Here is a 19,118-nt window from a genome sequence, read left to right as displayed (position 1 = left end):
GTCGGCTACCCGACCGGGGGTTTTGTTTTTCTGGCCTGAAAAGGCCGCACGCACTAAGGACAGAGCAATGCACAGCTACCGCAATGATTACCGTACTTACCGCTATGACTGGCGATTTAGCCGCTTCAACGCCGCCCCAACACCAATAGACCGAACACTTCACTAGCGCCGACGCGGCAACACGCCGCGCCGGCCAAAGGACCGCCAGATCATGAATGCATCCATTTCCGCTCAGCTCGAGAACTGCCAACCTGTTGCTGTTCCCGCCAGACATAGCGTGCAGCCGTTACCCAGCCCCGCCTTGCTTCGTCAGCGTCTGCCGCTCAGCGCCACGCTCGCCGAACGCATTCAGACCGACCGCGCTGCGATTCGCGCCGTGCTCGACGGCACCGATCCCCGGCTGCTGGTAGTTATCGGCCCTTGCTCACTGCACGATGCTGATTCCGCTCTGGAATATGCCGAGCGCCTCGCCGACCTGGCGAGACAGCTCGGCGATCAGCTGCTGCTGGTGATGCGCGCCTATGTCGAGAAGCCAAGAACCACGGTGGGTTGGAAGGGGCTGGTCTACGATCCGCATCTGGACGGAAGCGGTGACATGGCCGAAGGCCTGAGTGTGTCGCGCCGGTTGATGCTGGACATTCTGGAGCGCGGCCTGCCGGTCGCGACCGAACTGCTGCAACCTCTGGCGGCGGGCTATTTCGATGATTTGCTCGCGTGGGCGGCAATCGGTGCCCGCACCAGTGAGTCGCAGATTCATCGGGAACTGGTGAGTGGTCTTGATCTGCCGGTGGGCTTCAAGAATGGCACCGACGGCAGCCTGACCGTCGCCTGTGACGCCATGCGTTCAGCCGAGCATCCGCACCAGCACTTCGGTATCGACGACCTGGGCCATCCGGCGCTGTTGCAGACGCGCGGAAATCCCGACACGCATCTGGTGTTGCGGGGTGGGCATGCAGGTCCGAATTACGATGAACAAAGCGTCGCGGCTGCTCGTGCCGCGCTGCAGCGTCAGGGGATCGCGCCTCGGATCATGATCGACTGCAGCCACGCCAACAGCGGCAAGGATCCGTTGCGCCAACCCGCGGTTCTGGAGTCGGTGATCGCTCAACGGGTTGCTGGGGACCTGAGCATTCTTGGGGTGATGCTCGAAAGCCACCTGTTCGATGGCTGTCAGTCCTTGTCCGGCGAGTTGCGCTACGGCGTTTCCGTCACTGACGGTTGCCTGGGCTGGGAGGCTACCGAACGGATGCTGCGCCAGGCCGCGCGGAGCCTGAATAGCTGACCCGGCGCTCGCCCGGCTGCGACGGCCGGGCTTGCGGCCTCGAAACCCCAAAGGCACCCTATGCGGCTCGTTTAGAAGGACGGTCCAAGGCCTGCATGCGTGACTATAAATGGCTACATGAATACTGCCTCAATCGTTTTGGGTCCGCGGCAGCGCTGGAGAACCGGTTGCCGCGACCGCGCGACCCCGACGAGTTGCGCGCCGTTTCGGATGATCGCTACCTCTCGCTGATCAGCCTGCGAATATTTCGCGCCGGGCTCAAACACAGCTTGGTGGACGCAAAATGGCCTGCTTTCGAGGAGGTGTTCTTTCGCTTCGATCCGGAAAAACTGGTGTTGATGGGCGGAGAGCATATCGAGCGTCTGATGCAGGATGCGCGGATCATCCGCCATCTGGGCAAGCTTAAAAGCGTGCCGCGCAATGCGCAGTTTGTATTGGACGTCGCGAAGGAAAAGGGCAGTTTCGGCAATCTGATCGCGGACTGGCCGGTAACCGATATCGTCGGTCTGTGGCGTTATCTAGCCAAGCAGGGCACCCAGCTCGGCGGTCTCTCGGCGCCGCGGTTGTTGCGCATGGCGGGTAAAGACACATTCATACCGAGCAACGACGTCGTCGCTGCGCTCAAGGCGCAGAAGGTGGTGGACAAAGTGCCCAGCAGCCAGCGGGATCAGGTCGCCGTGCAAACGGTGTTCAACCAGTGGCACAGCGAAAGCGGCCGCCCCATGTGTCAGCTATCAGCCATGCTCGCATTCACGGTTAATCATTGATCTGGCGATCCGTTTGACGTCATCCGGATGCTCGACCGGATTTCTGGATGCAATTGAGGGAAGCGTATGAACGATCCCATCCAGCAACTCGTGGCGCAGATCCGACAGGCCGAGCGAGTGCTGGTCATCACTGGCGCTGGGATTTCAGCTGACTCCGGCCTGCCGACTTACCGTGGCGTGGGCGGGCTCTATAACGGCCACACCGAAGACGGCCTGCCGATCGAGGCGGCGCTGTCCGGTCCAATGCTGCAGAGCAATCCTGCACTTTGCTGGAAGTACTTGGCTGAGATCGGCCGCGCCTGCATCGCCGCGGCCCCCAACAGCGGGCATATCGCGATTGCGGAGCTGCAACGACTCAAGCCTGATTGCTGGGTACTGACCCAGAATATCGACGGCTTCCATATGCGCGCGGGTAGCCCGCCGCAACGACTCATTGAGATCCACGGAACGCTTGAACCTCTGTTCTGCATGGATTGCAAGCGGCCGAGCGACGACCTGGAAGATCATCTGTCCCACCCTCTACCGCCTCGTTGCGGTCATTGCAGTGGTGTTCTGCGGCCACCGGTGGTGCTGTTCGAGGAGATGTTGCCGGAAGCGGCTATGCACACGCTGCGCGCGCAACTGAACCAGGGCTTCGATGCAGTACTCGCAGTGGGAACGTCAGCGAGCTTCGCCTATATCGTCGAACCGCTCTTGCGGACACGGCAAAGCGGCGGATTTACGGCAGTCATCGACCCGTCTGCCAGTGAGCTGTCGCGGATGGTCGACGTGCATGTCGCCGCGGCTGCGTCAGACGTTTTGCCGCAGCTAGTGCGTCACATATTTCCTGATTGAATTTGCTCATCAGCTGTCGAGCAGGCATAGTTTCGCCACTTTCGACTTCCGACAAGCTCGTGCCATGCGCAAATGCCTTGCACCCCTGTTGCCCTTCGCTCTGGTTTCGCTCCTGACGGCTTGCGCCGTAAAGCCAGAGCAAGCCGAAAGCCCGCTCCCATTGCAGGGCTTCCAGTTCGACTTCCCAGCGGATACATCCGAACCAGATGCCGATGCTCAGGCCGCAGCCGACGAAGCCAGCGAACATCAGCTTCGCGAGCTGGCCGCCGGCAAGAGCTATAAGCTTCCGGCGCTGGCGGACAGCGTGCTGGAGCGCGGTTTTACCTTGGTCGGCACGCCGTATCGCTACGGTGGCAGCTCCACCAAAACGGGTTTCGACTGCAGCGGTTTCGTAGGTTTCGTGTTTCGCAAGGAAGCTGGAATCGATCTGCCTCGCTCGACCCGCGAGATGATCAATCTGGAGGCCCCGAAGATCAAACGCAGCGAGCTCAAGCCTGGTGACGTTGTGTTCTTCAACAATCGGGGACGTGGTCGGGTTAGCCATGCCGGGATTTACATCGGTGATAACCAGTTCATTCATTCCTCCAGCAGCCGGAGTGGCGGCGTTCGAGTCGACAGCCTAGGCGACAGCTATTGGTCCGCCAGCTTCATGCAGGCCAAGCGGGTTCTCTCCCTAGCGCACAACTCGACCAGCGTTGCCGCCCATCACTGACCACTAAACTGGCGCCGCGCTGGGCTTGCATCCATCAGCACATGCCGGCAGAGTGATGGCTCACTTGCCTGGACTGCTCTGCCATGCCTCTTCTGGCCCGATCCCTGACTGTTGTACTGGCCGCCTCGCTGCTGGCAGGCTGTTCCAGTCGTGCACCTGTCAAGCCGGTTGTGGTCGCTCCGCAGCCTGTCCAACAGCAATACCCCGGAGCTGCCGAAGAAGTCTTGTTCACAGCCATCGGGCTGGTCGGTACTCCGTATCGTTACGGCGGTAACACCCCTGACGGTGGCTTCGACTGCAGTGGGCTCATCAACTACGTATACCGAGGCGCGGCTGGTGTCGTGCTGCCGCGAAGCACGCGCGAGATGAATGCCATGCGCGGCACTACCGTTGGACGTGAAGCCCTAAGAGCGGGCGATCTGCTGTTCTTCGCTACCAGTGGTGGGCGTCGCGTCAGTCATGCGGCGATTTACGTCGGAGAAGGGCGCTTCGTGCATGCGCCATCAACCGGCGGAACAGTACGACTCGATAGCCTCTCCAACAGCTACTGGCAAAAAAGTTACCTCGGCGCCAAGCGTGTGCTCGACAGCGAGCAACTCGCTCGCAATCCCTGAGTTAGTGCGCATGGCTGGAGAACATGGTGAACGGCGCAACCGGCTCTGACGCTTTCTCCGATCGCTCGTTACCCGCCACTACCGCTTCGGGTGTCGGTAGATGACCCCCATCCTGCGGCTGCCAGACCAGCCTGAGGCCTGTGAACTCTGTCTGCGTCACACGCCGCTGACCCGCCATCATCTGATCCCCAAGTCGCTACATGGCAAGACTTATGTGCGCAAGAGGTTCGGGCGGGAAGAGCGGATCACGGCGACCCTCTGGGTTTGTCGACCTTGCCATAATCAGATCCATCGCCTGTTCACCGAAAAGGAGCTGGCGCTGGAGTTCAACACTCGCGATGCCTTGATGGCGGATTCACGTATGCGAGCTTTCGTTGACTGGCTGTCCGCCAAACCAGGCGGTTTCGTGCCGCGTCATTGAGCGCAGGCCGGTACGTCGGAATATCCTGAAATAGTCCCTGAATTGACATTTGTCAGGTGTCGAATTGTCGCACTTTGGCTATGATCGGCGCCCCAACTTCTCGGGTGCGCGTCCTGCGCACGAACCGTTTCCCTTTACCGCTAGGTGCCTTATGCCTGATGTACTTCAGTACGTGCTGATCGGCCTCGCCGTGGCCGCTCTGCTCGGTGTCGTTCTGGAAGAAATAACCCATGTGAACAAAGCCAAGGTCACGCTGTTCTTCGGCACCCTGGCCTGGATGCTGCTGTTCATGTTTTCGCCGGCAGGACCCGCGCGAGAGCAGGTGCTCGAAAGTCTGAACGAAAACATTGCCGAGATCGCGGGGCTCTGGATATTCCTGGTAGCGGCGATGACCTTCGTGGCTTACCTGAACAAGAAAGGGTTGATCGAAAACCTGATCTATCTGGTGTTGCCCAAGCAGATCAGCGAACGTCAGCTGTTGTTCCTAACGGCGACGTTCTGCTTCGTGTTCTCTTCTCTGGCCGATAACATCACCGCGACGCTGGTTTCCATCACGCTGATCATGTCGCTCAAGCTGAGCGCAGAGAAAACCATCAAGTACGCCGCGCTGGTCGTGTTCTCGGTCAACTCCGGCGGCGTAGCGTTGATCACGGGTGACGTGACCACGCTGATGATCTTCCTGGCTGGCAAGGTGCAGATTCTGCAGCTGCTATTGCTGGCGGTTCCGGCTTTCCTTGCGGTCATGCTGCTTGCCGCGATGCTTTCGTTCGGCATGAGCGGGCAGGTCCAAGTGACCAGCCAGAGGACCGAAGTGCGCCGCGTTGATATTGCGATCGCCTTGATATTTCTCGGGACCATTCTCTGCACAATTGCCGGCAACTTCTTCTTTCAGATTCCGCCGGTTCTGACCTTCCTTACCGGCCTGTCGATCATGTTTCTGGTGGCGCGCTTCTTCAGCGATGACATCGAGACCGATCCGATTCTCGAATACGTCCGCCAGGTCGAATTCGAAACGTTGCTGTTCTTTCTCGGCATCCTCTTGCTGGTCGGTATGCTCAAGGAAATCCAGGTGCTCGATGGGCTGGTCCACATCTATGACCAGATCCCGGCGGTCATGGCCAACTACTTGATGGGCTTGCTATCTGCCGCCATCGATAACGTGCCGCTGACAGCTGCGTTGCTCAAGTCCGGTCTGGAAATGGGCGTAGCGGAATGGATGGTGCTGACGTACTCGGTCGGGGTTGGCGGTTCGTTGCTGGTGATCGGCTCGGCTGCCGGTATCGTTGCCATGAGCAAGGTGCCTGGCCTGACGTTCGGCAGCTACCTGAAATACAGCCTGTACCTCTTCATAGCCTTCAATCTCGGGTTCGTCGGCGTTTATCTCACAGGGCTTGCCGCTGCGGGTGCGATTGGCTGATGAGCCATTTTCAGGGGCGGTCAGCAACATGCCGACCGCCGTGGCTACCAATGCAGATTGAAATGCGACCCGAGCACGAAGCTGTCGTCGAGAAGATCCCAACGCTCGACACACGCGGTTTTCTGGGCGCCGGCGTGCAGCTTCAAACGGTTGAACGAGTTGGGCGAGGTGCCGCGGACTCTCGACGACAGGGTGGTCCCGGCCTGGACCATCCATATTTCCCGCGACAGTCCGGGATACTGTTTGGATAGGGGGAGGACATAGGGCAGGTGAATGTGCCCGCCCATCACCAGGTCCAGCCCTTCGTCAGCCCAGCAGTGCAGTGCATCGTCGGCGTTGTGCTGCAGGTTGCTCAGATCACTCAGCACCATCGCACCGAATGGTTGGTGAGCCACGACAACACGCAGCTTGTTGGGGTCGGTCTGCCGCAGTCGCTGGGTTACCGTTTCAACCTGCGCCTTGGTTACTACGCCGTCTTTGTGCCGGCGCGGATGGGTGGTATTAAGGCCGATGATCAACGCCTCATCGTTCTCGAAGGTGGGCTCGAGGTCATCACCGAAATGTCGTCGGTAGTTCCGGTAAGGCATGAGGAATCGGGCGAAAACGTTATACAGCGGAATGTCGTGATTACCCGGAATCACCAAGGTCTCGGCAACGCCATGCCCGTGTAGGCGCTGGACGAAAGCCTGCGCCGCGGCAAACTGATCGGCTTTGGCCCGTTGCGTGATATCCCCGGAAAAAACCAGCAGATCGGCACCGTGCTCGCGCACGTGGTCTTCCATTGCTTGCACCACGGCGGGGTGCTCGGTGCCGAAGTGGGTGTCTGAAATCTGCACGATGGTCGTCATGGACAGGCGTCTTCTCGTAGGTAATGGGCGGAAGGCGAAGGGGCATTGTTGCATTCGAAGGCCAGAAGCGTCCGACGGTTCCGGTAGATTGCGTGCGAGATGCGTCTGATCGTTGCGGTCGCCTTGGCTGAAGCGCCCGAGGTTGCGCTGTGCATGGCCTTGGACTACCCTCCGCGCTGCTTCAGGTACCCCCTGGTCCCTGGTGCTGTTGAGATTTCGATCCGCGCCGCGGAACCCCTATGGCCGGGCCTGCGTTGATGCGATGTTGGGCTGCTCGCCGTTCGTTTGGATCAACCAAACCACACGGTTCGCGCCTAGCCCCGCGTTCTTCGGTTCGGTCGCGTCGAAATCTCAACAGCGCCGCCGCCAGATGGGTGAAACAGGGAAGCCGGTTCATTCCACGAAGAATCCGGCGCTGCCCCCGCAACGGTAGGCGAGACAGGACACCGCAGCAGCCACTGTGCTCATGCATGGGAAGGCGCGGTTTCCGGGATGCTGCAACGCATCTGCTCGTAAGCCCGGAGACCGGCCTGTCGCATTCCACGGCAGTGCGGCGGGCGCTGAACGGGGTGCGGCTGCCTGCACCTGCACTCCTTCTACGATCTCCGCCTGCCTTATTCGACTGGTTGTCGTGCGGCGGGCACGACGGAGATCTGATTTTGACCGAACGCCCCTTCTCAAGCCTGCAGCCTCTGCGCTGCTGGGCAGTATTTCCTTTCAGGTTCAGCGCATCGGCAGTCATTAGCCGCGATTGCGTGGCGCTACATGTCACTGCGCTGATGTTCGCCGGGCTGCTGGGCCCGCACGTCCAGCATGAAGGAGTACTGATATGAACGAATCCAGCGATCGCGACGAACGCCACAAGGCGAGGATGCAGCGCAAGAAAGCGCTGATCGACGAGAAAATCGCAGCGGCGAATGACGAGTACGGTCTCCTGTTGGTGCACAGCGGCAACGGCAAGGGCAAGAGCAGCTCGGCCTTCGGCATGGTAGCCCGCGCGTTGGGTCATGGCATCAAGGTGGGCGTGGTGCAGTTCATCAAGGGCGCTGCGAGCACTGGCGAAGAGAGCTTCTTCCGCCGCTTTCCTGACGAGGTTCGCTATCACGTGATGGGCGAAGGCTTCACCTGGGAAACCCAGGATCGTCAGCGTGACATCGCCAAGGCCCGCGAAGCCTGGGCTGTGGCGGCCGAGCTGCTGGCCGATCCGGCGATCGGGTTGGTGGTGCTCGACGAGCTGAACATCGCGCTGAAATACGGCTATCTCGACCTCGAACCCGTGCTCGCCGATATCGAATCGCGGCCCCTGTTGCAGCACGTGGTGGTGACGGGCCGAGGCGCGCCGCCGGGCCTGATCGAAGCGGCCGATACCGTCACCGAGATGAATGTGGTCAAGCATGCGTTCAAGGCAGGCGTGAAGGCCCAGAAAGGGGTGGAGTACTGATGCCAGCCAATAAGTGTCGTGAAGGTAATGTGAGCGTCACCGGGCGTGGTGCTGCACGATGATCGAGTCGCACAACTGCCCGGCGCTGTTGATTGCCGCGCCGGCATCAGGTCAGGGCAAGACCACCGTTACGGCAGGGTTGGCGCGCCTGCATGCGCGCCAGGGCAGGCGAGTGCGGGTCTTCAAGTGCGGGCCGGATTTCCTTGACCCGATGGTGCTCGCCCGTGCCAGCGGCAACCCTGTCTACCAGCTCGATCTCGCGATGGTTGGAGAAACCGAAAGCCGACGTCTGCTATGGACGGCGGCAGCCGATGCGGATCTGATCTTGATCGAAGGTGTCATGGGCCTGTTCGATGGCAGTCCTTCGGCCGCCGATCTGGCGAAACACTTCGGCATTCCGGTCCTCGGGGTTATCGATGGATCGGCCATGGCGCAGACCTTTGGCGCACTTGCGCACGGCTTGTCCAGCTATGACCCCGATCTTCCATTTGCCGGCGTGCTCGCCAACCGCGTGGGCAGCAGCCGCCACGGCGATATTCTTCGGGATTGCCTGCCGCCTCATATAGGCTGGTTTGGTGCCTTGCCGCGCAGCGCAGGGGTCGAGCTGCCGAGCCGCCACCTCGGACTGGTGCAGGCACAGGAATTGGCAGATCTGGATGCACGGCTCGATGCGGCCGCCGACGCACTGGAGGCGAGCGCCGATCGAGAGCTCCCCGTGCCGGTCTGCTTCCCGCCGCCCGAACTGCGCGAATTGCCACCGTTGTTGCAAGGCGTACGCATCGGTGTCGCGAGGGATGCGGCGTTCGCCTTCATCTATCAGGCGAACCTTGATCTGCTAAGCGCTCTGGGCGCGGAGCTGCTGTTCTTCTCACCGCTTCGTTTCAATAAGCTGCCCGCGATAGACAGCCTCTATCTGCCCGGCGGTTATCCGGAGCTGCACATGCCGGCATTGAGCCGCAATCAGCAGATGGCCGATGCCATCCGCGCTCATCACGCCGCGGGGAAACCGATAGTGGCCGAATGTGGCGGCATGCTTTACCTGCTCGACGGCCTGACCGATCAGAGCGGTGCGCGCGAGAACATGCTTGGGTTGCTGCCTGGCGAGGCCCAGATGCAGAAACGGCTGACCGCGCTGGCGCTTCAGGAAGTGGAACTGCCGGAAGGCAAATTGCGCGGTCACACCTATCATCATTCCTCGTTGGAGTCGCCGTTGCAGCCACTGGCTCGCGGTGTGTGCCCCAATTACAAACGTACGGCTGAAGCGGTATACCGAGACGGACGGCTCACTGCTTCCTATATCCACTTCTATCTGCCGTCAGCTCCCGAGGCAGCCGCAGCGTTGTTCAAGCCATGACCGAGCACGCCTTCACCGACGCACAGCGAGCCGGCGTCTATCGGGCGATTGCCGAGCGCCGCGACATGCGCCATTTCATCGACGGAGAAGTGCCCGCCGAACTGCTTGCCCGTCTTCTGGAAGCGGCACATCAGGCGCCTAGTGTCGGCCTGATGCAGCCTTGGCGTTTCGTGCGCATTACCCGGCAGGACCTGCGCGATGCCATCGCCGTGCAGGTAGAGGAAGAGAGACTGCTTACCGCCGAAGCGCTGGGGGAGCGGGGGAGCGCCTTCATGCAGCTTAAAGTCGAGGGCATCCGCGAGTGCGCCGAGCTGCTGGTGGTCGCGCTGATGGAAGCGCGCGACGCCCATATTTTCGGCCGCCGCACCTTGCCGGAAATGGACCTTGCCTCGGCTGCCTGCGCTATCCAGAACCTGTGGCTCGCGGCCCGTGCTGAAGGTCTCGGAATGGGCTGGGTATCGCTGTTCGATCCTCAGTCACTTGCCGCTCTGCTGCAGATGCCGGCTGGCGCAAAGCCGATCGCGATCATCTGTCTCGGGCCGGTGGCGGAGTTCTACCCGGAGCCGATGCTGGCGATGGAGGGCTGGACTCAACCTCGGCCGTTGGATGAGCTGCTGTTCAACAACGGTTGGGAGTCGCCCGAGTGAGTGTGGCGCTGAGCTGCCTGGCTGGGGTTGGCCTGGACATGTTGCTGGGTGAGCCTCGTCGCAATCATCCGCTGGTGTTGTTCGGCCGGCTGGCGGATCGCCTGGAGCAACACTTCAATGGGCCTGATGGACGCGGTTGGCGCAGTCACGGCGTCACCGCCTGGTGCATGGCCGTGCTACCGCTGACGGCTATCGCCTGGTTGCTCAGCCTGCTGCCGGGTATCGGCTGGTGGGTGGAAGTCATGCTGCTTTATCTGGCGCTGGGGCTGCGCAGCCTTGGTGAACATCTGATACCGGTGGCTAATGCGCTGCGCAAAGGTGATCTGGCAGCAGCGCGTACACGTGTCGGTTTCATCGTGAGTCGTGACACGCGCGAGCTGGACGAGCAGGGCGTAGCTCGTGCGGCGACCGAATCAGCACTTGAAAACGGCAGCGACGCGGTGTTCGCCGCGTTGTTCTGGTTCGCCATAGCCGGCGCTCCGGGCGTGGTGTTGTATCGCTTGAGTAACACGTTGGACGCGATGTGGGGCTACCGTAATCTGCGCTTCGAACGCTTTGGCTGGGCTGCCGCGCGAATAGATGACCTGCTGAATTACATACCCGCGAGGCTGGTCGCGCTGACCTACGCAGTGCTGGGGCAGACCTGGAATTCACTTCGTTGCTGGAGACGTCAGGCCCCGCTGTGGGACAGCCCCAACGCCGGCCCGGTAATGGCGGCGGGGGCAGGTGCGCTGGGCATAACGCTTGGTGGCCCGGCGATCTATCACGGCGAAGTTCATGCCCGCCCAACGCTGGGCGCTGGAGCTGCGCCGACGCCTCGGGACATCGAGCGTGCGCTGGATATGGTCTGGGCTGGTGTCGGCCTCTGGTTGCTCGTGCTTTTGCTGGGGGGTTGGTTACATGCTTGAGCACGGTGGCCGTCTGCGTGCAGCGGCGCGCGAATACCAGATTGCGTTGCCGGAATGGCTTGATCTGTCCACTGGAATTGCGCCGTACGGCTTTGCGGTGCCCGCGATTCCAGCGGATGCCTGGATACGCCTGCCCGAGACCGAAGACAGCCTCGAAGCAGCGGCGCGCGATTACTATCACGCTGAGTCGGTATTGCCGGTCGCCGGTTCGCAGGCGGCGATCCAGATGCTGCCGCGGCTACGCCGGCAACTGCAGGTCGGGGTCGTGTCGCCCTGTTATGGCGAGCATGCCGAGGCCTGGCGGCGCGAGGGGCATCGCCTGTTCGAGTTCAGTGAAGGCAGCGTGCACCGCGCCCTCGACCAGTTGGACGTGCTGGTGGTGGTCAACCCCAATAACCCGACAGGGCGGCTGATTCCTCCGGCCCAGCTGCTGGAGTGGCATGAGCGCCTGGCTTCGCGTGGCGGCTGGCTGGTGGTCGATGAAGCGTTCATGGATCCGACACCCGGGCAAAGCCTGGCAATGCACAGCCATCTACCGGGCCTGATCGTGCTCAGGTCGTTCGGTAAATTCTTCGCTATGGCCGGTGCGCGGCTCGGTTTCGTACTGGCGCAAGCCGAGCTGCTTGCCCAGCTTGACGATGCATTGGGCCCCTGGCCGATCGCGGGGCCGTCTCGTTTCATCGGCACTTTGCTGCTCGCCGATCGCGAAGGCCAGCGCCAGCAGCGCGAACGGCTGCTCGCTGACAGCCACAGACTGGCCCAGCTTCTGGCGGAGCATGATCTGCCGCCCGCGGGCGGGTGCGGTCTTTTTCAGTGGGTCGCGACCGAAAATTCCGATCGGATCTACGAGTTCTTGGCTCGGAAAGGCATCCTCGTTCGCCGTTACCGCTACCCACAAAGCCTGCGCTTCGGATTGCCGGCGAACGAGCAGGGTTGGCAGCGGCTTGCGAACACGCTGTCAGATTATCGGGAGAGTGGGGCATGAACACATTGATGGTGCAGGGCACCACGTCCGATGCCGGCAAGAGCACCCTGGTGACGGCCCTTTGTCGCTGGTTGCGACGTCAGGGCGTATCGGTCGTGCCGTTCAAACCGCAGAACATGGCCCTGAACAGTGCAGTGACGGCCGACGGTGGTGAAATCGGTCGGGCGCAGGCGGTACAGGCTCAGGCTGCCGGGCTGGCACCGCATACCGACATGAATCCCGTCCTGCTCAAACCCAACAGTGATACCGGGGCCCAGATCATCATTCACGGGCGCGCCGTTACCAACATGGATGCGGTGGCGTACCACGACTACAAGCGCGTGGCGATGGCGGCGGTGCTCGAATCCCATCGCCGTCTCAGCGAAGCGTATGAGGTAGTGGTGGTCGAAGGTGCCGGGTCCCCGGCGGAGATCAACCTGCGCGCCAACGACATTGCCAACATGGGCTTTGCCGAGGCGGTCGACTGCCCGGTAATCCTCATCGCCGATATCGACAAGGGCGGCGTATTCGCCCATCTGGTTGGCACCCTGGAGTTGCTCAGCCCAAGCGAACAGGCGCGGATCAAAGGCTTCGTGATCAACCGGTTCCGTGGCGATATCGCCCTGCTGCAGCCGGGGTTGGACTGGCTCGAACAGCGCACCGGCAAGCCTGTTCTCGGCGTGCTGCCTTACCTCATGGATTTCCATCTTGAGGCGGAAGATGCCGTCGATATCCGCCAGTCTTCGAAAGTGGAACAGACGCTGAAGGTGGTGGTGCCCGTGTTGCCGCGTATCAGCAACCACACTGATTTCGACCCACTGCGCCTGCATCCACAGGTCGATCTGCATTTCGTCGGCCCGGGGCAGCCTGTCCCGCCTGCCGATATGATCATCCTGCCGGGCTCGAAAAGCGTGCGTGCCGATCTCGCATGGTTGCGTGCAAACGGCTGGGAACAGGCGCTCACCCGGCACCTGCGCTACGGCGGCAAGCTGCTGGGGATCTGCGGCGGGCTGCAGATGCTGGGTGAGCGAATCGCCGATCCTCTCGGTCTGGAAGGGCCGGCGGGCCAGAGCGACGGGTTTGGCTTGCTGGCGTTCTCGACAACGCTCGCGGCCAGCAAACAATTGCGCAACGTCAAGGGGCGTCTGACGTTGGGGGAGGTCGAGATCAGTGGCTACGAAATTCATGCCGGCGTGAGCACCGGTGCGGCTCTCGAACGCGCGGCGGTAACCCTCGACGATGGGCGCAGTGAGGGCGCTATCAGCAAGGACGGTCAGGTGCTCGGCACCTACCTGCACGGGCTGTTCGAGACGCCTGCCGCCTGCCTGGCGTTGCTGCGTTGGGCCGGGCTGGAGGATGCGCAGGCGGTCGATTACCGAGCATTGCGTGAGCGCGATATCGAGCGCCTGGCCGATCTGGTCGATACCCATCTGGACTCTGCGCGTCTGCTCGCGCTCTGCGGACTTGGGGCGGAGAGCAACAAATGATCGAGCTCATTCTCGGCGGTGCACGGTCCGGCAAAAGCCGGCTTGCTGAGGGGCTTGCCCGCGACAGCGGTCTGGCGGTTACCTATATCGCCACAAGCCAGCCACTGGATGGCGAGATGAGCGAGCGCATCGCCCATCACCGTGCCCGGCGCCCCAGCGATTGGGGTTTGGTGGAGGAGCCAGTTCACCTTGCGTCGACCTTGCGCGAACACGCACACGCCGAGCGTTGCATCCTGGTGGATTGCCTGACCCTCTGGCTGACCAATCTGTTGATGCTGGACGACCCGGCGCGTCTTGGTGAGGAGCGTGACGCCTTGCTCGAGTGTTTTGAAGCCCTTCCGGGCCGCCTGTTGCTGGTCAGCAACGAAACCGGGCTGGGCGTGGTGCCCATGGGCGAGCTGACCCGGCGTTATGTCGACGAGGCGGGCTGGCTGCATCAGGCGCTGGCCGAACGAGCCGACCGCGTGATCTTCACCGTGGCGGGGCTACCCATGATCCTGAAAGGAGACCCTCTTTGAACACGCAATGGTGGCTGGAGGCCTGCCAGTTGCCGGACGAATCGGCCCGGCAGGCGGCGCAACAGCGGAATGTGCAGTTGACCAAGCCGGCAGGCGCGCTGGGCCGCGTTGAAGCATTGGTGCCGCAGCTGGCCGCACTGCAACGCCGCGAGCGACCCACATTGGAGCATCTGTGGATCTCCATTTTCGCTGGCGATCATGGCGTTGCCGAAGAAGGTATCTCGGCATATCCACAGTCGGTCACCGGTCAGATGCTCGGTAACTTCGTCAATGGCGGCGCGGCGATCAGCGTACTGGCCCGCCAGCTCAGGGCAGAGCTGGAGGTGATCGATCTGGGCACCGCTGTTCCGTTGCAACCCTTGCCACGGGTGCGGCACCTTGGATTGGGGCCCGGTACCCGCAATTTCTCCAAGGAGCCGGCTATGAGTGCGGAAATCTGCCTTCGCGCCATGCAGGCCGGACGTGACAGCGCGGAACGGGCAGGGCTGCAGCGAACCGAACTGTTCATTGGTGGAGAGATGGGTATCGGCAATACCACCACCGCAGCAGCCCTGGCCTGTGCCTTGCTCAACTGCGCGCCGCAGGAGTTGGCCGGACCCGGAACCGGGCTGGACGCTGCCGGCGTCGCGCACAAATGCGCTGTAATCGAACGTGCCTTGGCGCTTCATGCAGGCCCCCACGATACGTGCGAGTGGATGCAGCGGCTGGGTGGCTTTGAATTAGCGGCACTCACCGGCGCCTATATCGCGTGTGCGCAACAGGGCATCGTCGCGCTGGTCGACGGTTTCATATGCAGCGTTGCCGCGCTTTGCGCCGTACGGCTGAATCCCGCCGCTCGTGACTGGCTGCTGTTCGCCCACCGCTCCGCTGAACCCGGGCATACCGCCGTGCTGGCGGCGATGAATGCCCAGCCCTTGCTGGATCTCGACTTACGCTTGGGCGAAGGCAGCGGTGCAGCACTGGCGGTTCCGCTATTGCAAATGGCGTGTGCGTTGCACGACGGGATGGCGACCTTCGAGGAAGCCGCCGTCGCGGCTAAACATTCATGAGCGTACATCTTGATCTGCTGCGCCATGGCGAGACCGTATCCGGCGGTGGTTTTCGCGGACGTTTGGACGACGCACTTACCGAGTTGGGTTGGCAGCAGATGCGCGCGGCAGTCGTTGATCAAGGGCCGTGGGACCGGATCGTCAGCTCGCCGCTGCGTCGTTGCGCGGACTTCGCCGCCGAGCTTGCCGCCCAACACCAATTGGCGCTTGAGTTCGAGCCCGACTTTCGCGAACTGAATTTTGGCGAATGGGAAGGGCGCAGCCCCGCCGACCTGATGGTTGATCACAGCGAAGCCCTGGGTCGGTTCTGGAGCGACCCCTATGGCTTCACGCCGCCCGGTGGCGAGCCTGTCGCGATATTCGAGGCTCGCATACTCAAAGGCATCGAGCGGCTGATCGATCGCTGCCCTGGCGAGCGTGTGCTGCTGGTCACCCACGGTGGCGTCATGCGTCTGCTGCTGGCCCAGGCGCGGGGGCTGCCGCGCGAGCAGTTGCTACAGGTCGAAGTGGGCCACGGTGACCTGTTCGGAATCAGAACCGGCTTCAACGACGCCACGCTCTGGCTGGAAGAACGATGCAGTCCTTCCTGATCGCGCTGCAGTTCCTCACCTGTATCCCGGTTCGCCTGCGCGGCATGCCCGAGCCGCACGAGCTCGGCAAGTCTCTTCTCTATTACCCGCTGGTTGGATTACTGCTCGGCGGCATGCTCTGGCTATTCGCGTTGGTAACGGCGCACGCGGCGGCGCCCTTGCAGGCAGCGCTGGTGCTGACCGCGTGGGTCGGCTTGACCGGCGCTCTGCATCTGGACGGCTTGGCGGACAGCGCTGATGCCTGGCTCGGCGGATTCGGGGATCGAGAACGCACCCTGGCAATCATGAAGGACCCACGCAGCGGGCCGATCGCCGTCACCGTGCTGGTGCTTCTGCTGCTGCTCAAATTCGTAGCGCTGCTTGCGCTACTCCAAAGCGGATATCTGCTGGCATTGCTGATCGTTCCGCTGGTGGGCCGCGGCGCACTATTGGGTCTATTTCTCACTACGCCCTACGTGCGACCTGGTGGGCTGGGCGACGCGCTTTCCGCACATATGCCGCGCACAGGTGTTCGCGTTGTATTGGTGATTGTGGTGCTCGGTTGTCTATTGGCCGGCAATTTGGGCTGGGCGGCGTTGGTCATTGCTTTTTGTACGGCCTGGCTGGTCCGCCGCAGCATGTGCCGGCGATTAGGCGGCACTACGGGCGACACGGCGGGCGCGTTGCTTGAACTGGTGGAATGTACGGTGCTGGTCGGGCTGGCGTTGCTGGGCTAGTCAGCAGTCTCAGCCCAGCAGTGCGACTGTCTTTATCTGCGCCCAGAGGCGCTTGCCCACTGCGATGCCAAGTTGATCAGCCGAACGGCGGGTAATGCGCGCCAGCAGCGGGGTGGTCTGTGCACTTAGGCGGACCAGCACGTGGGCCGGCGTATCGGCTGTAACGATCTCTTCGACACATACCGGTAGCAGGTTGCTGATGCTGGTCCCTTCTGCCCGCTCCAGCGTGAGGCTGACGTCCCGTGCGTGGACCCGGAAGCGCAACCGATGCCCAACCGCTTCGTGCCGTTGCGCTACCAGCACTTCGCCGCCGGCAAAGGTCAGCCGGCTGAGGTGATAAGCCGGGTCGTGCCCGGCGATCACTGATTCGACGACCACCCCCGCATCCTCGCTGAACGCGGTGGGCAGATCCAGACGAGCAAGAGTTTGGTGCAATCCGCCCTGAGCAACTACCTGGCCTTCCTCGAGCAGAACTAGATAGTCGGCCAGCCGGGCGACTTCATCCGGCGCGTGGCTGACATAGAGCAGCGGGATGTCCAGTTCATCGTGCATACGCTCCAGATACGGGAGGATTTCCTGTTTGCGTTTCATGTCGAGAGCGGCGAGAGGTTCGTCCATCAATAGCAAGTCTGGACTGGTGAGCAGCGCGCGGGCTATGCCGACCCGTTGACGCTCGCCCCCAGAGAGCCGATCCGGCATACGCTCCAGCAGATGTCCGATGCCTAATAGTTCGATCGCCTGGCCCCAGGCGACCAGCCGTTGCTGGGCACAGATGCGCTTCATGCCGAACTCGAGATTGGCTTTGACCGATAGGTGCGCGAATAGATTGGCATCCTGAAACACGTAGCCGATGGCGCGTTTATGCGGCGGCACGAATATCCCGCGACTTGAATCCTGCCAACACTCGCCATTCACCTCCAAGATTCCTGTAGCAGTGTTTTCCAGGCCGGCGATACACCGAAGACAGCTGGTCTTGCCAGATCCGGAAGGACCGAAGAGCGCTGTGACGCCGCGGCCCGGCATCTGCAAGCTCACCTCCAGGGAAAAGCCTGGATGATCGAGACGAAGCGCTGCCTGGATGCCGCTCGGGCTGCTGCTCATCCGCGCCACCCCATTCGGAGGCGACTGCCATAGAGCGCCAGCAGCACGAGAAATGAAAACAGCAGCATTCCGCCTGAGAGCCAGTGCGCCTGGGCGTACTCCATGGCTTCGACATGGTCATAGATCTGTACCGAGAGGACGCGAGTCTTCTCGGGGATATTGCCGCCTATCATCAGCACCACGCCAAACTCGCCGACGGTGTGAGCGAATCCAAGAATGCTTGCAGTAACGAAGCCTGGCCGTGCCAGGGGCAGCACGACGGTAAAAAAGCTGTCCAGCGGCCCGGCTCGCAAAGTGGCCGCAGCTTCAAGCGGGCGGTCACCAATGGCTTCGAAGGCGTTATGCAGCGGCTGCACCACGAACGGCATCGAATAGAACACCGACCCCACTACCAGCCCGGCAAAGGTGAAGGGCAGAAGACCGAGGCCAACAGACTGTGTCAGCTGGCCGACAGGGCCGTTAGGGCCCATCGCAACCAGCAGGTAGAACCCCAGGACGCTTGGCGGAAGCACCAGGGGAAGCGCCACTACGGCGGCGATAGGGCCCTTGAGCCGTGAGCGGGTACGTGCAAGCCACCATGCAATGGGCGTCCCGATAACGAGCAAAATCAGGGTAGTCACGCTGGCAAGTTTCAGCGTCAGCCAGATCGCCGCCAGCGCGGCATCGTCCAGAGGCATCAGCGGGCCTCGCTCCGGTTGTAGCCGTAAGCCTTGATGATGGCAGCGACTTCTTCACTTTTTAGAAAGGCCAGCAGGTCGCGCGCGGCCTCGCTGTCACTGGCGTTTGTCAGCAGCACGGCATCCTGGCGGATCGGGGAGTGGAGCTCTGCGGGTACCACCCAGGCCGAGCCGGTAGTGATCGAGCCTCCTCTATCGAGCACCTGTGACAGCGCAACGAAGCCCAGCTCCGCATTCCCGCTGGCAACGAACTGGTGGGCTTGGGCAATGTTTTCCCCCTGCACCAATTTGCCACGCAGGGTCTGGTCGAGGCCGAGGTTTTCGAGTGTTGCCAGAGCGGCAGTTCCGTAGGGTGCCGTCTTGGGGTTCGCCAGCGCGAGATGCTTGAATGAGTCCTCACCCAGCACGGCGCCCCGGTTATCCACGTAATCCTCCCGCGCCGACCAGAGCACCAAAGTACCTATCGCGTAGGTGAAGCGCGTGTCCGGAACAGCCTGGCCATCGCGTTCCAGTATCGCCGGCACCTTGTCGTCGGCCGCCAGCAGCAAATCGAAGGGCGCACCGTTGCGTATCTGCGCGTAGAGCTTGCCGGTCGAGCCCAGTGACAGCAGCAGGCGATGACCGCTTTTCGCTTCGAATCGCGAAGCGATCTCCTGCATCGGCGTGCTGAAGTTTGACGCGACCGCGACTCTCAATGTGTCCGCTTGGCTTGTGACGGGCAGGGCCATCAGCAGCGAGATGACTAACAGGCGAATGGGCTGCACGGCCGCT

The 19,118-nt window shown here is 61.9% G+C and carries 21 protein-coding genes and 1 riboswitch; of the genes, 17 read left to right on the top strand and 4 right to left on the bottom strand.

All coding sequences use genetic code 11. The annotated features are described in order from the left end of the window. Positions 1-211: 211 nt before the first annotated feature. The 7 genes from NA619_RS13995 (at position 212) to nhaD (ending at position 6,047) form a co-directional block, all read left to right on the top strand. Entirely contained in the window at positions 212-1,282 is a 1,071-nt protein-coding gene (locus NA619_RS13995) for a 3-deoxy-7-phosphoheptulonate synthase (RefSeq protein ID WP_255962457.1), read from the top strand. Between the two features lie 95 nt (positions 1,283-1,377). Further along, positions 1,378-2,049, top strand: coding sequence for a DNA-3-methyladenine glycosylase I (locus NA619_RS13990; protein ID WP_255962456.1), 672 nt, complete (start codon positions 1,378-1,380; stop codon positions 2,047-2,049). 66 nt (positions 2,050-2,115) lie between these two features. Beyond that, positions 2,116-2,883, top strand: a complete 768-nt coding sequence (locus NA619_RS13985; protein ID WP_255962455.1) for an NAD-dependent deacylase — start codon at positions 2,116-2,118, stop codon at positions 2,881-2,883. Positions 2,884-2,947: 64 nt separating this feature from the next. Beyond that, positions 2,948-3,595, top strand: a complete 648-nt coding sequence (locus NA619_RS13980) for a C40 family peptidase (protein ID WP_255962454.1) — start codon at positions 2,948-2,950, stop codon at positions 3,593-3,595. A gap of 83 nt (positions 3,596-3,678) precedes the next feature. Further along, positions 3,679-4,209: a C40 family peptidase gene (locus NA619_RS13975; protein WP_255962453.1), complete on the top strand. Its 531-nt coding sequence runs from the start codon at positions 3,679-3,681 to the stop codon at positions 4,207-4,209. 100 nt (positions 4,210-4,309) lie between these two features. Continuing rightward, positions 4,310-4,630 carry a hypothetical protein gene (locus NA619_RS13970; RefSeq protein ID WP_255962452.1) on the top strand — a complete coding sequence of 107 codons (321 nt, stop codon included), beginning with the start codon at positions 4,310-4,312 and terminating at the stop codon, positions 4,628-4,630. A 151-nt stretch (positions 4,631-4,781) separates the two neighbouring features. Continuing rightward, positions 4,782-6,047 (top strand): sodium:proton antiporter NhaD, encoded by a 1,266-nt coding sequence (gene nhaD / locus NA619_RS13965; RefSeq protein ID WP_255962451.1) that lies wholly within the window; start codon positions 4,782-4,784, stop codon positions 6,045-6,047. Positions 6,048-6,091: 44 nt separating this feature from the next. Here the strand turns inward: nhaD and NA619_RS13960 are convergent, their stop codons facing one another. Then, positions 6,092-6,895 carry a metallophosphoesterase family protein gene (locus tag NA619_RS13960; protein WP_255962450.1) on the bottom strand — a complete coding sequence of 268 codons (804 nt, stop codon included), beginning with the start codon at positions 6,893-6,895 and terminating at the stop codon, positions 6,092-6,094. A 318-nt stretch (positions 6,896-7,213) separates the two neighbouring features. Continuing rightward, a riboswitch (cobalamin riboswitch) is annotated at positions 7,214-7,443 on the top strand. A 281-nt stretch (positions 7,444-7,724) separates the two neighbouring features. Here NA619_RS13960 and cobO point away from each other — a divergent pair. The 10 genes from cobO (at position 7,725) to NA619_RS13910 (ending at position 16,569) form a co-directional block, all read left to right on the top strand. Next, entirely contained in the window at positions 7,725-8,336 is a 612-nt protein-coding gene (cobO, locus tag NA619_RS13955) for a cob(I)yrinic acid a,c-diamide adenosyltransferase (RefSeq protein ID WP_255962449.1), read from the top strand. Positions 8,337-8,397: 61 nt separating this feature from the next. Further along, positions 8,398-9,690 (top strand): cobyrinate a,c-diamide synthase, encoded by a 1,293-nt coding sequence (locus NA619_RS13950; protein WP_336605459.1) that lies wholly within the window; start codon positions 8,398-8,400, stop codon positions 9,688-9,690. Continuing rightward, complete coding sequence (bluB, locus tag NA619_RS13945; protein WP_255962447.1) at positions 9,687-10,337, top strand: 5,6-dimethylbenzimidazole synthase; 651 nt, start codon at positions 9,687-9,689, stop codon at positions 10,335-10,337. Before NA619_RS13950 ends, bluB begins: the two co-directional genes overlap by 4 nt. Continuing rightward, positions 10,334-11,245 carry an adenosylcobinamide-phosphate synthase CbiB gene (gene cbiB, locus NA619_RS13940; RefSeq protein WP_255962445.1) on the top strand — a complete coding sequence of 304 codons (912 nt, stop codon included), beginning with the start codon at positions 10,334-10,336 and terminating at the stop codon, positions 11,243-11,245. Before bluB ends, cbiB begins: the two co-directional genes overlap by 4 nt. Continuing rightward, positions 11,238-12,230: a threonine-phosphate decarboxylase CobD gene (gene cobD, locus NA619_RS13935; RefSeq protein ID WP_255962444.1), complete on the top strand. Its 993-nt coding sequence runs from the start codon at positions 11,238-11,240 to the stop codon at positions 12,228-12,230. Before cbiB ends, cobD begins: the two co-directional genes overlap by 8 nt. Next, on the top strand, positions 12,227-13,696 hold the full coding sequence (locus NA619_RS13930) for a cobyric acid synthase (RefSeq protein ID WP_255962443.1): 1,470 nt from the start codon (positions 12,227-12,229) through the stop codon (positions 13,694-13,696). Before cobD ends, NA619_RS13930 begins: the two co-directional genes overlap by 4 nt. Continuing rightward, the gene (cobU, locus tag NA619_RS13925) at positions 13,693-14,214 is read left to right on the top strand and encodes a bifunctional adenosylcobinamide kinase/adenosylcobinamide-phosphate guanylyltransferase (protein ID WP_255962442.1); all 522 of its coding nucleotides are present in this window, start codon (positions 13,693-13,695) and stop codon (positions 14,212-14,214) included. Before NA619_RS13930 ends, cobU begins: the two co-directional genes overlap by 4 nt. Next, entirely contained in the window at positions 14,211-15,263 is a 1,053-nt protein-coding gene (gene cobT, locus NA619_RS13920; RefSeq protein WP_255962440.1) for a nicotinate-nucleotide--dimethylbenzimidazole phosphoribosyltransferase, read from the top strand. The genes cobU and cobT overlap by 4 nt, the downstream gene beginning before the upstream one ends. Continuing rightward, on the top strand, positions 15,260-15,853 hold the full coding sequence (gene cobC, locus NA619_RS13915) for an alpha-ribazole phosphatase family protein (RefSeq protein ID WP_255962439.1): 594 nt from the start codon (positions 15,260-15,262) through the stop codon (positions 15,851-15,853). Before cobT ends, cobC begins: the two co-directional genes overlap by 4 nt. Further along, positions 15,838-16,569, top strand: a complete 732-nt coding sequence (locus NA619_RS13910) for an adenosylcobinamide-GDP ribazoletransferase (RefSeq protein WP_255962438.1) — start codon at positions 15,838-15,840, stop codon at positions 16,567-16,569. Before cobC ends, NA619_RS13910 begins: the two co-directional genes overlap by 16 nt. A gap of 9 nt (positions 16,570-16,578) precedes the next feature. On the opposite strand, the gene modC is transcribed toward NA619_RS13910, so the two are convergent. From modC to modA, 3 genes are read right to left on the bottom strand one after another with little or no spacing between them, the layout of a single operon-like run. Next, positions 16,579-17,670, bottom strand: coding sequence for a molybdenum ABC transporter ATP-binding protein (gene modC, locus NA619_RS13905; protein ID WP_255962437.1), 1,092 nt, complete (start codon positions 17,668-17,670; stop codon positions 16,579-16,581). Next, complete coding sequence (gene modB, locus NA619_RS13900) at positions 17,667-18,347, bottom strand: molybdate ABC transporter permease subunit (RefSeq protein WP_255962436.1); 681 nt, start codon at positions 18,345-18,347, stop codon at positions 17,667-17,669. The genes modC and modB overlap by 4 nt, the downstream gene beginning before the upstream one ends. Next, positions 18,347-19,111 carry a molybdate ABC transporter substrate-binding protein gene (modA, locus tag NA619_RS13895; protein WP_255962435.1) on the bottom strand — a complete coding sequence of 255 codons (765 nt, stop codon included), beginning with the start codon at positions 19,109-19,111 and terminating at the stop codon, positions 18,347-18,349. The genes modB and modA overlap by 1 nt, the downstream gene beginning before the upstream one ends. Positions 19,112-19,118 lie beyond the last annotated feature (7 nt).

The sequence above is a fragment of the Stutzerimonas stutzeri genome, from assembly GCF_024448895.1.
GTDB classification, from domain to species: domain Bacteria; phylum Pseudomonadota; class Gammaproteobacteria; order Pseudomonadales; family Pseudomonadaceae; genus Stutzerimonas; species Stutzerimonas stutzeri_Q.
This window is presented reverse-complemented; position numbering and strand designations above follow the sequence as displayed.

Excerpts from the sequence above, each read along its gene's own strand:
- cobO (WP_255962449.1), top strand. The coding sequence starts at position 7,725 with ATGAACGAATCCAGCGATCGCGACGAACGCCACAAGGCGAGGATGCAG.
- NA619_RS13970 (WP_255962452.1), top strand. The coding sequence starts at position 4,310 with ATGACCCCCATCCTGCGGCTGCCAGACCAGCCTGAGGCCTGTGAACTC.
- NA619_RS13975 (WP_255962453.1), top strand. The coding sequence starts at position 3,679 with ATGCCTCTTCTGGCCCGATCCCTGACTGTTGTACTGGCCGCCTCGCTG.
- NA619_RS13930 (WP_255962443.1), top strand. The coding sequence starts at position 12,227 with ATGAACACATTGATGGTGCAGGGCACCACGTCCGATGCCGGCAAGAGC.
- cobC (WP_255962439.1), top strand. The coding sequence starts at position 15,260 with ATGAGCGTACATCTTGATCTGCTGCGCCATGGCGAGACCGTATCCGGC.
- modB (WP_255962436.1), bottom strand. The coding sequence starts at position 18,347 with ATGCCTCTGGACGATGCCGCGCTGGCGGCGATCTGGCTGACGCTGAAA.
- NA619_RS13980 (WP_255962454.1), top strand. The coding sequence starts at position 2,948 with ATGCGCAAATGCCTTGCACCCCTGTTGCCCTTCGCTCTGGTTTCGCTC.
- NA619_RS13910 (WP_255962438.1), top strand. The coding sequence starts at position 15,838 with ATGCAGTCCTTCCTGATCGCGCTGCAGTTCCTCACCTGTATCCCGGTT.
- NA619_RS13960 (WP_255962450.1), bottom strand. The coding sequence starts at position 6,895 with ATGACGACCATCGTGCAGATTTCAGACACCCACTTCGGCACCGAGCAC.
- NA619_RS13985 (WP_255962455.1), top strand. The coding sequence starts at position 2,116 with ATGAACGATCCCATCCAGCAACTCGTGGCGCAGATCCGACAGGCCGAG.
- NA619_RS13990 (WP_255962456.1), top strand. The coding sequence starts at position 1,378 with ATGCGTGACTATAAATGGCTACATGAATACTGCCTCAATCGTTTTGGG.
- NA619_RS13995 (WP_255962457.1), top strand. The coding sequence starts at position 212 with ATGAATGCATCCATTTCCGCTCAGCTCGAGAACTGCCAACCTGTTGCT.
- cobD (WP_255962444.1), top strand. The coding sequence starts at position 11,238 with ATGCTTGAGCACGGTGGCCGTCTGCGTGCAGCGGCGCGCGAATACCAG.
- modC (WP_255962437.1), bottom strand. The coding sequence starts at position 17,670 with ATGAGCAGCAGCCCGAGCGGCATCCAGGCAGCGCTTCGTCTCGATCAT.
- nhaD (WP_255962451.1), top strand. The coding sequence starts at position 4,782 with ATGCCTGATGTACTTCAGTACGTGCTGATCGGCCTCGCCGTGGCCGCT.
- cobU (WP_255962442.1), top strand. The coding sequence starts at position 13,693 with ATGATCGAGCTCATTCTCGGCGGTGCACGGTCCGGCAAAAGCCGGCTT.
- bluB (WP_255962447.1), top strand. The coding sequence starts at position 9,687 with ATGACCGAGCACGCCTTCACCGACGCACAGCGAGCCGGCGTCTATCGG.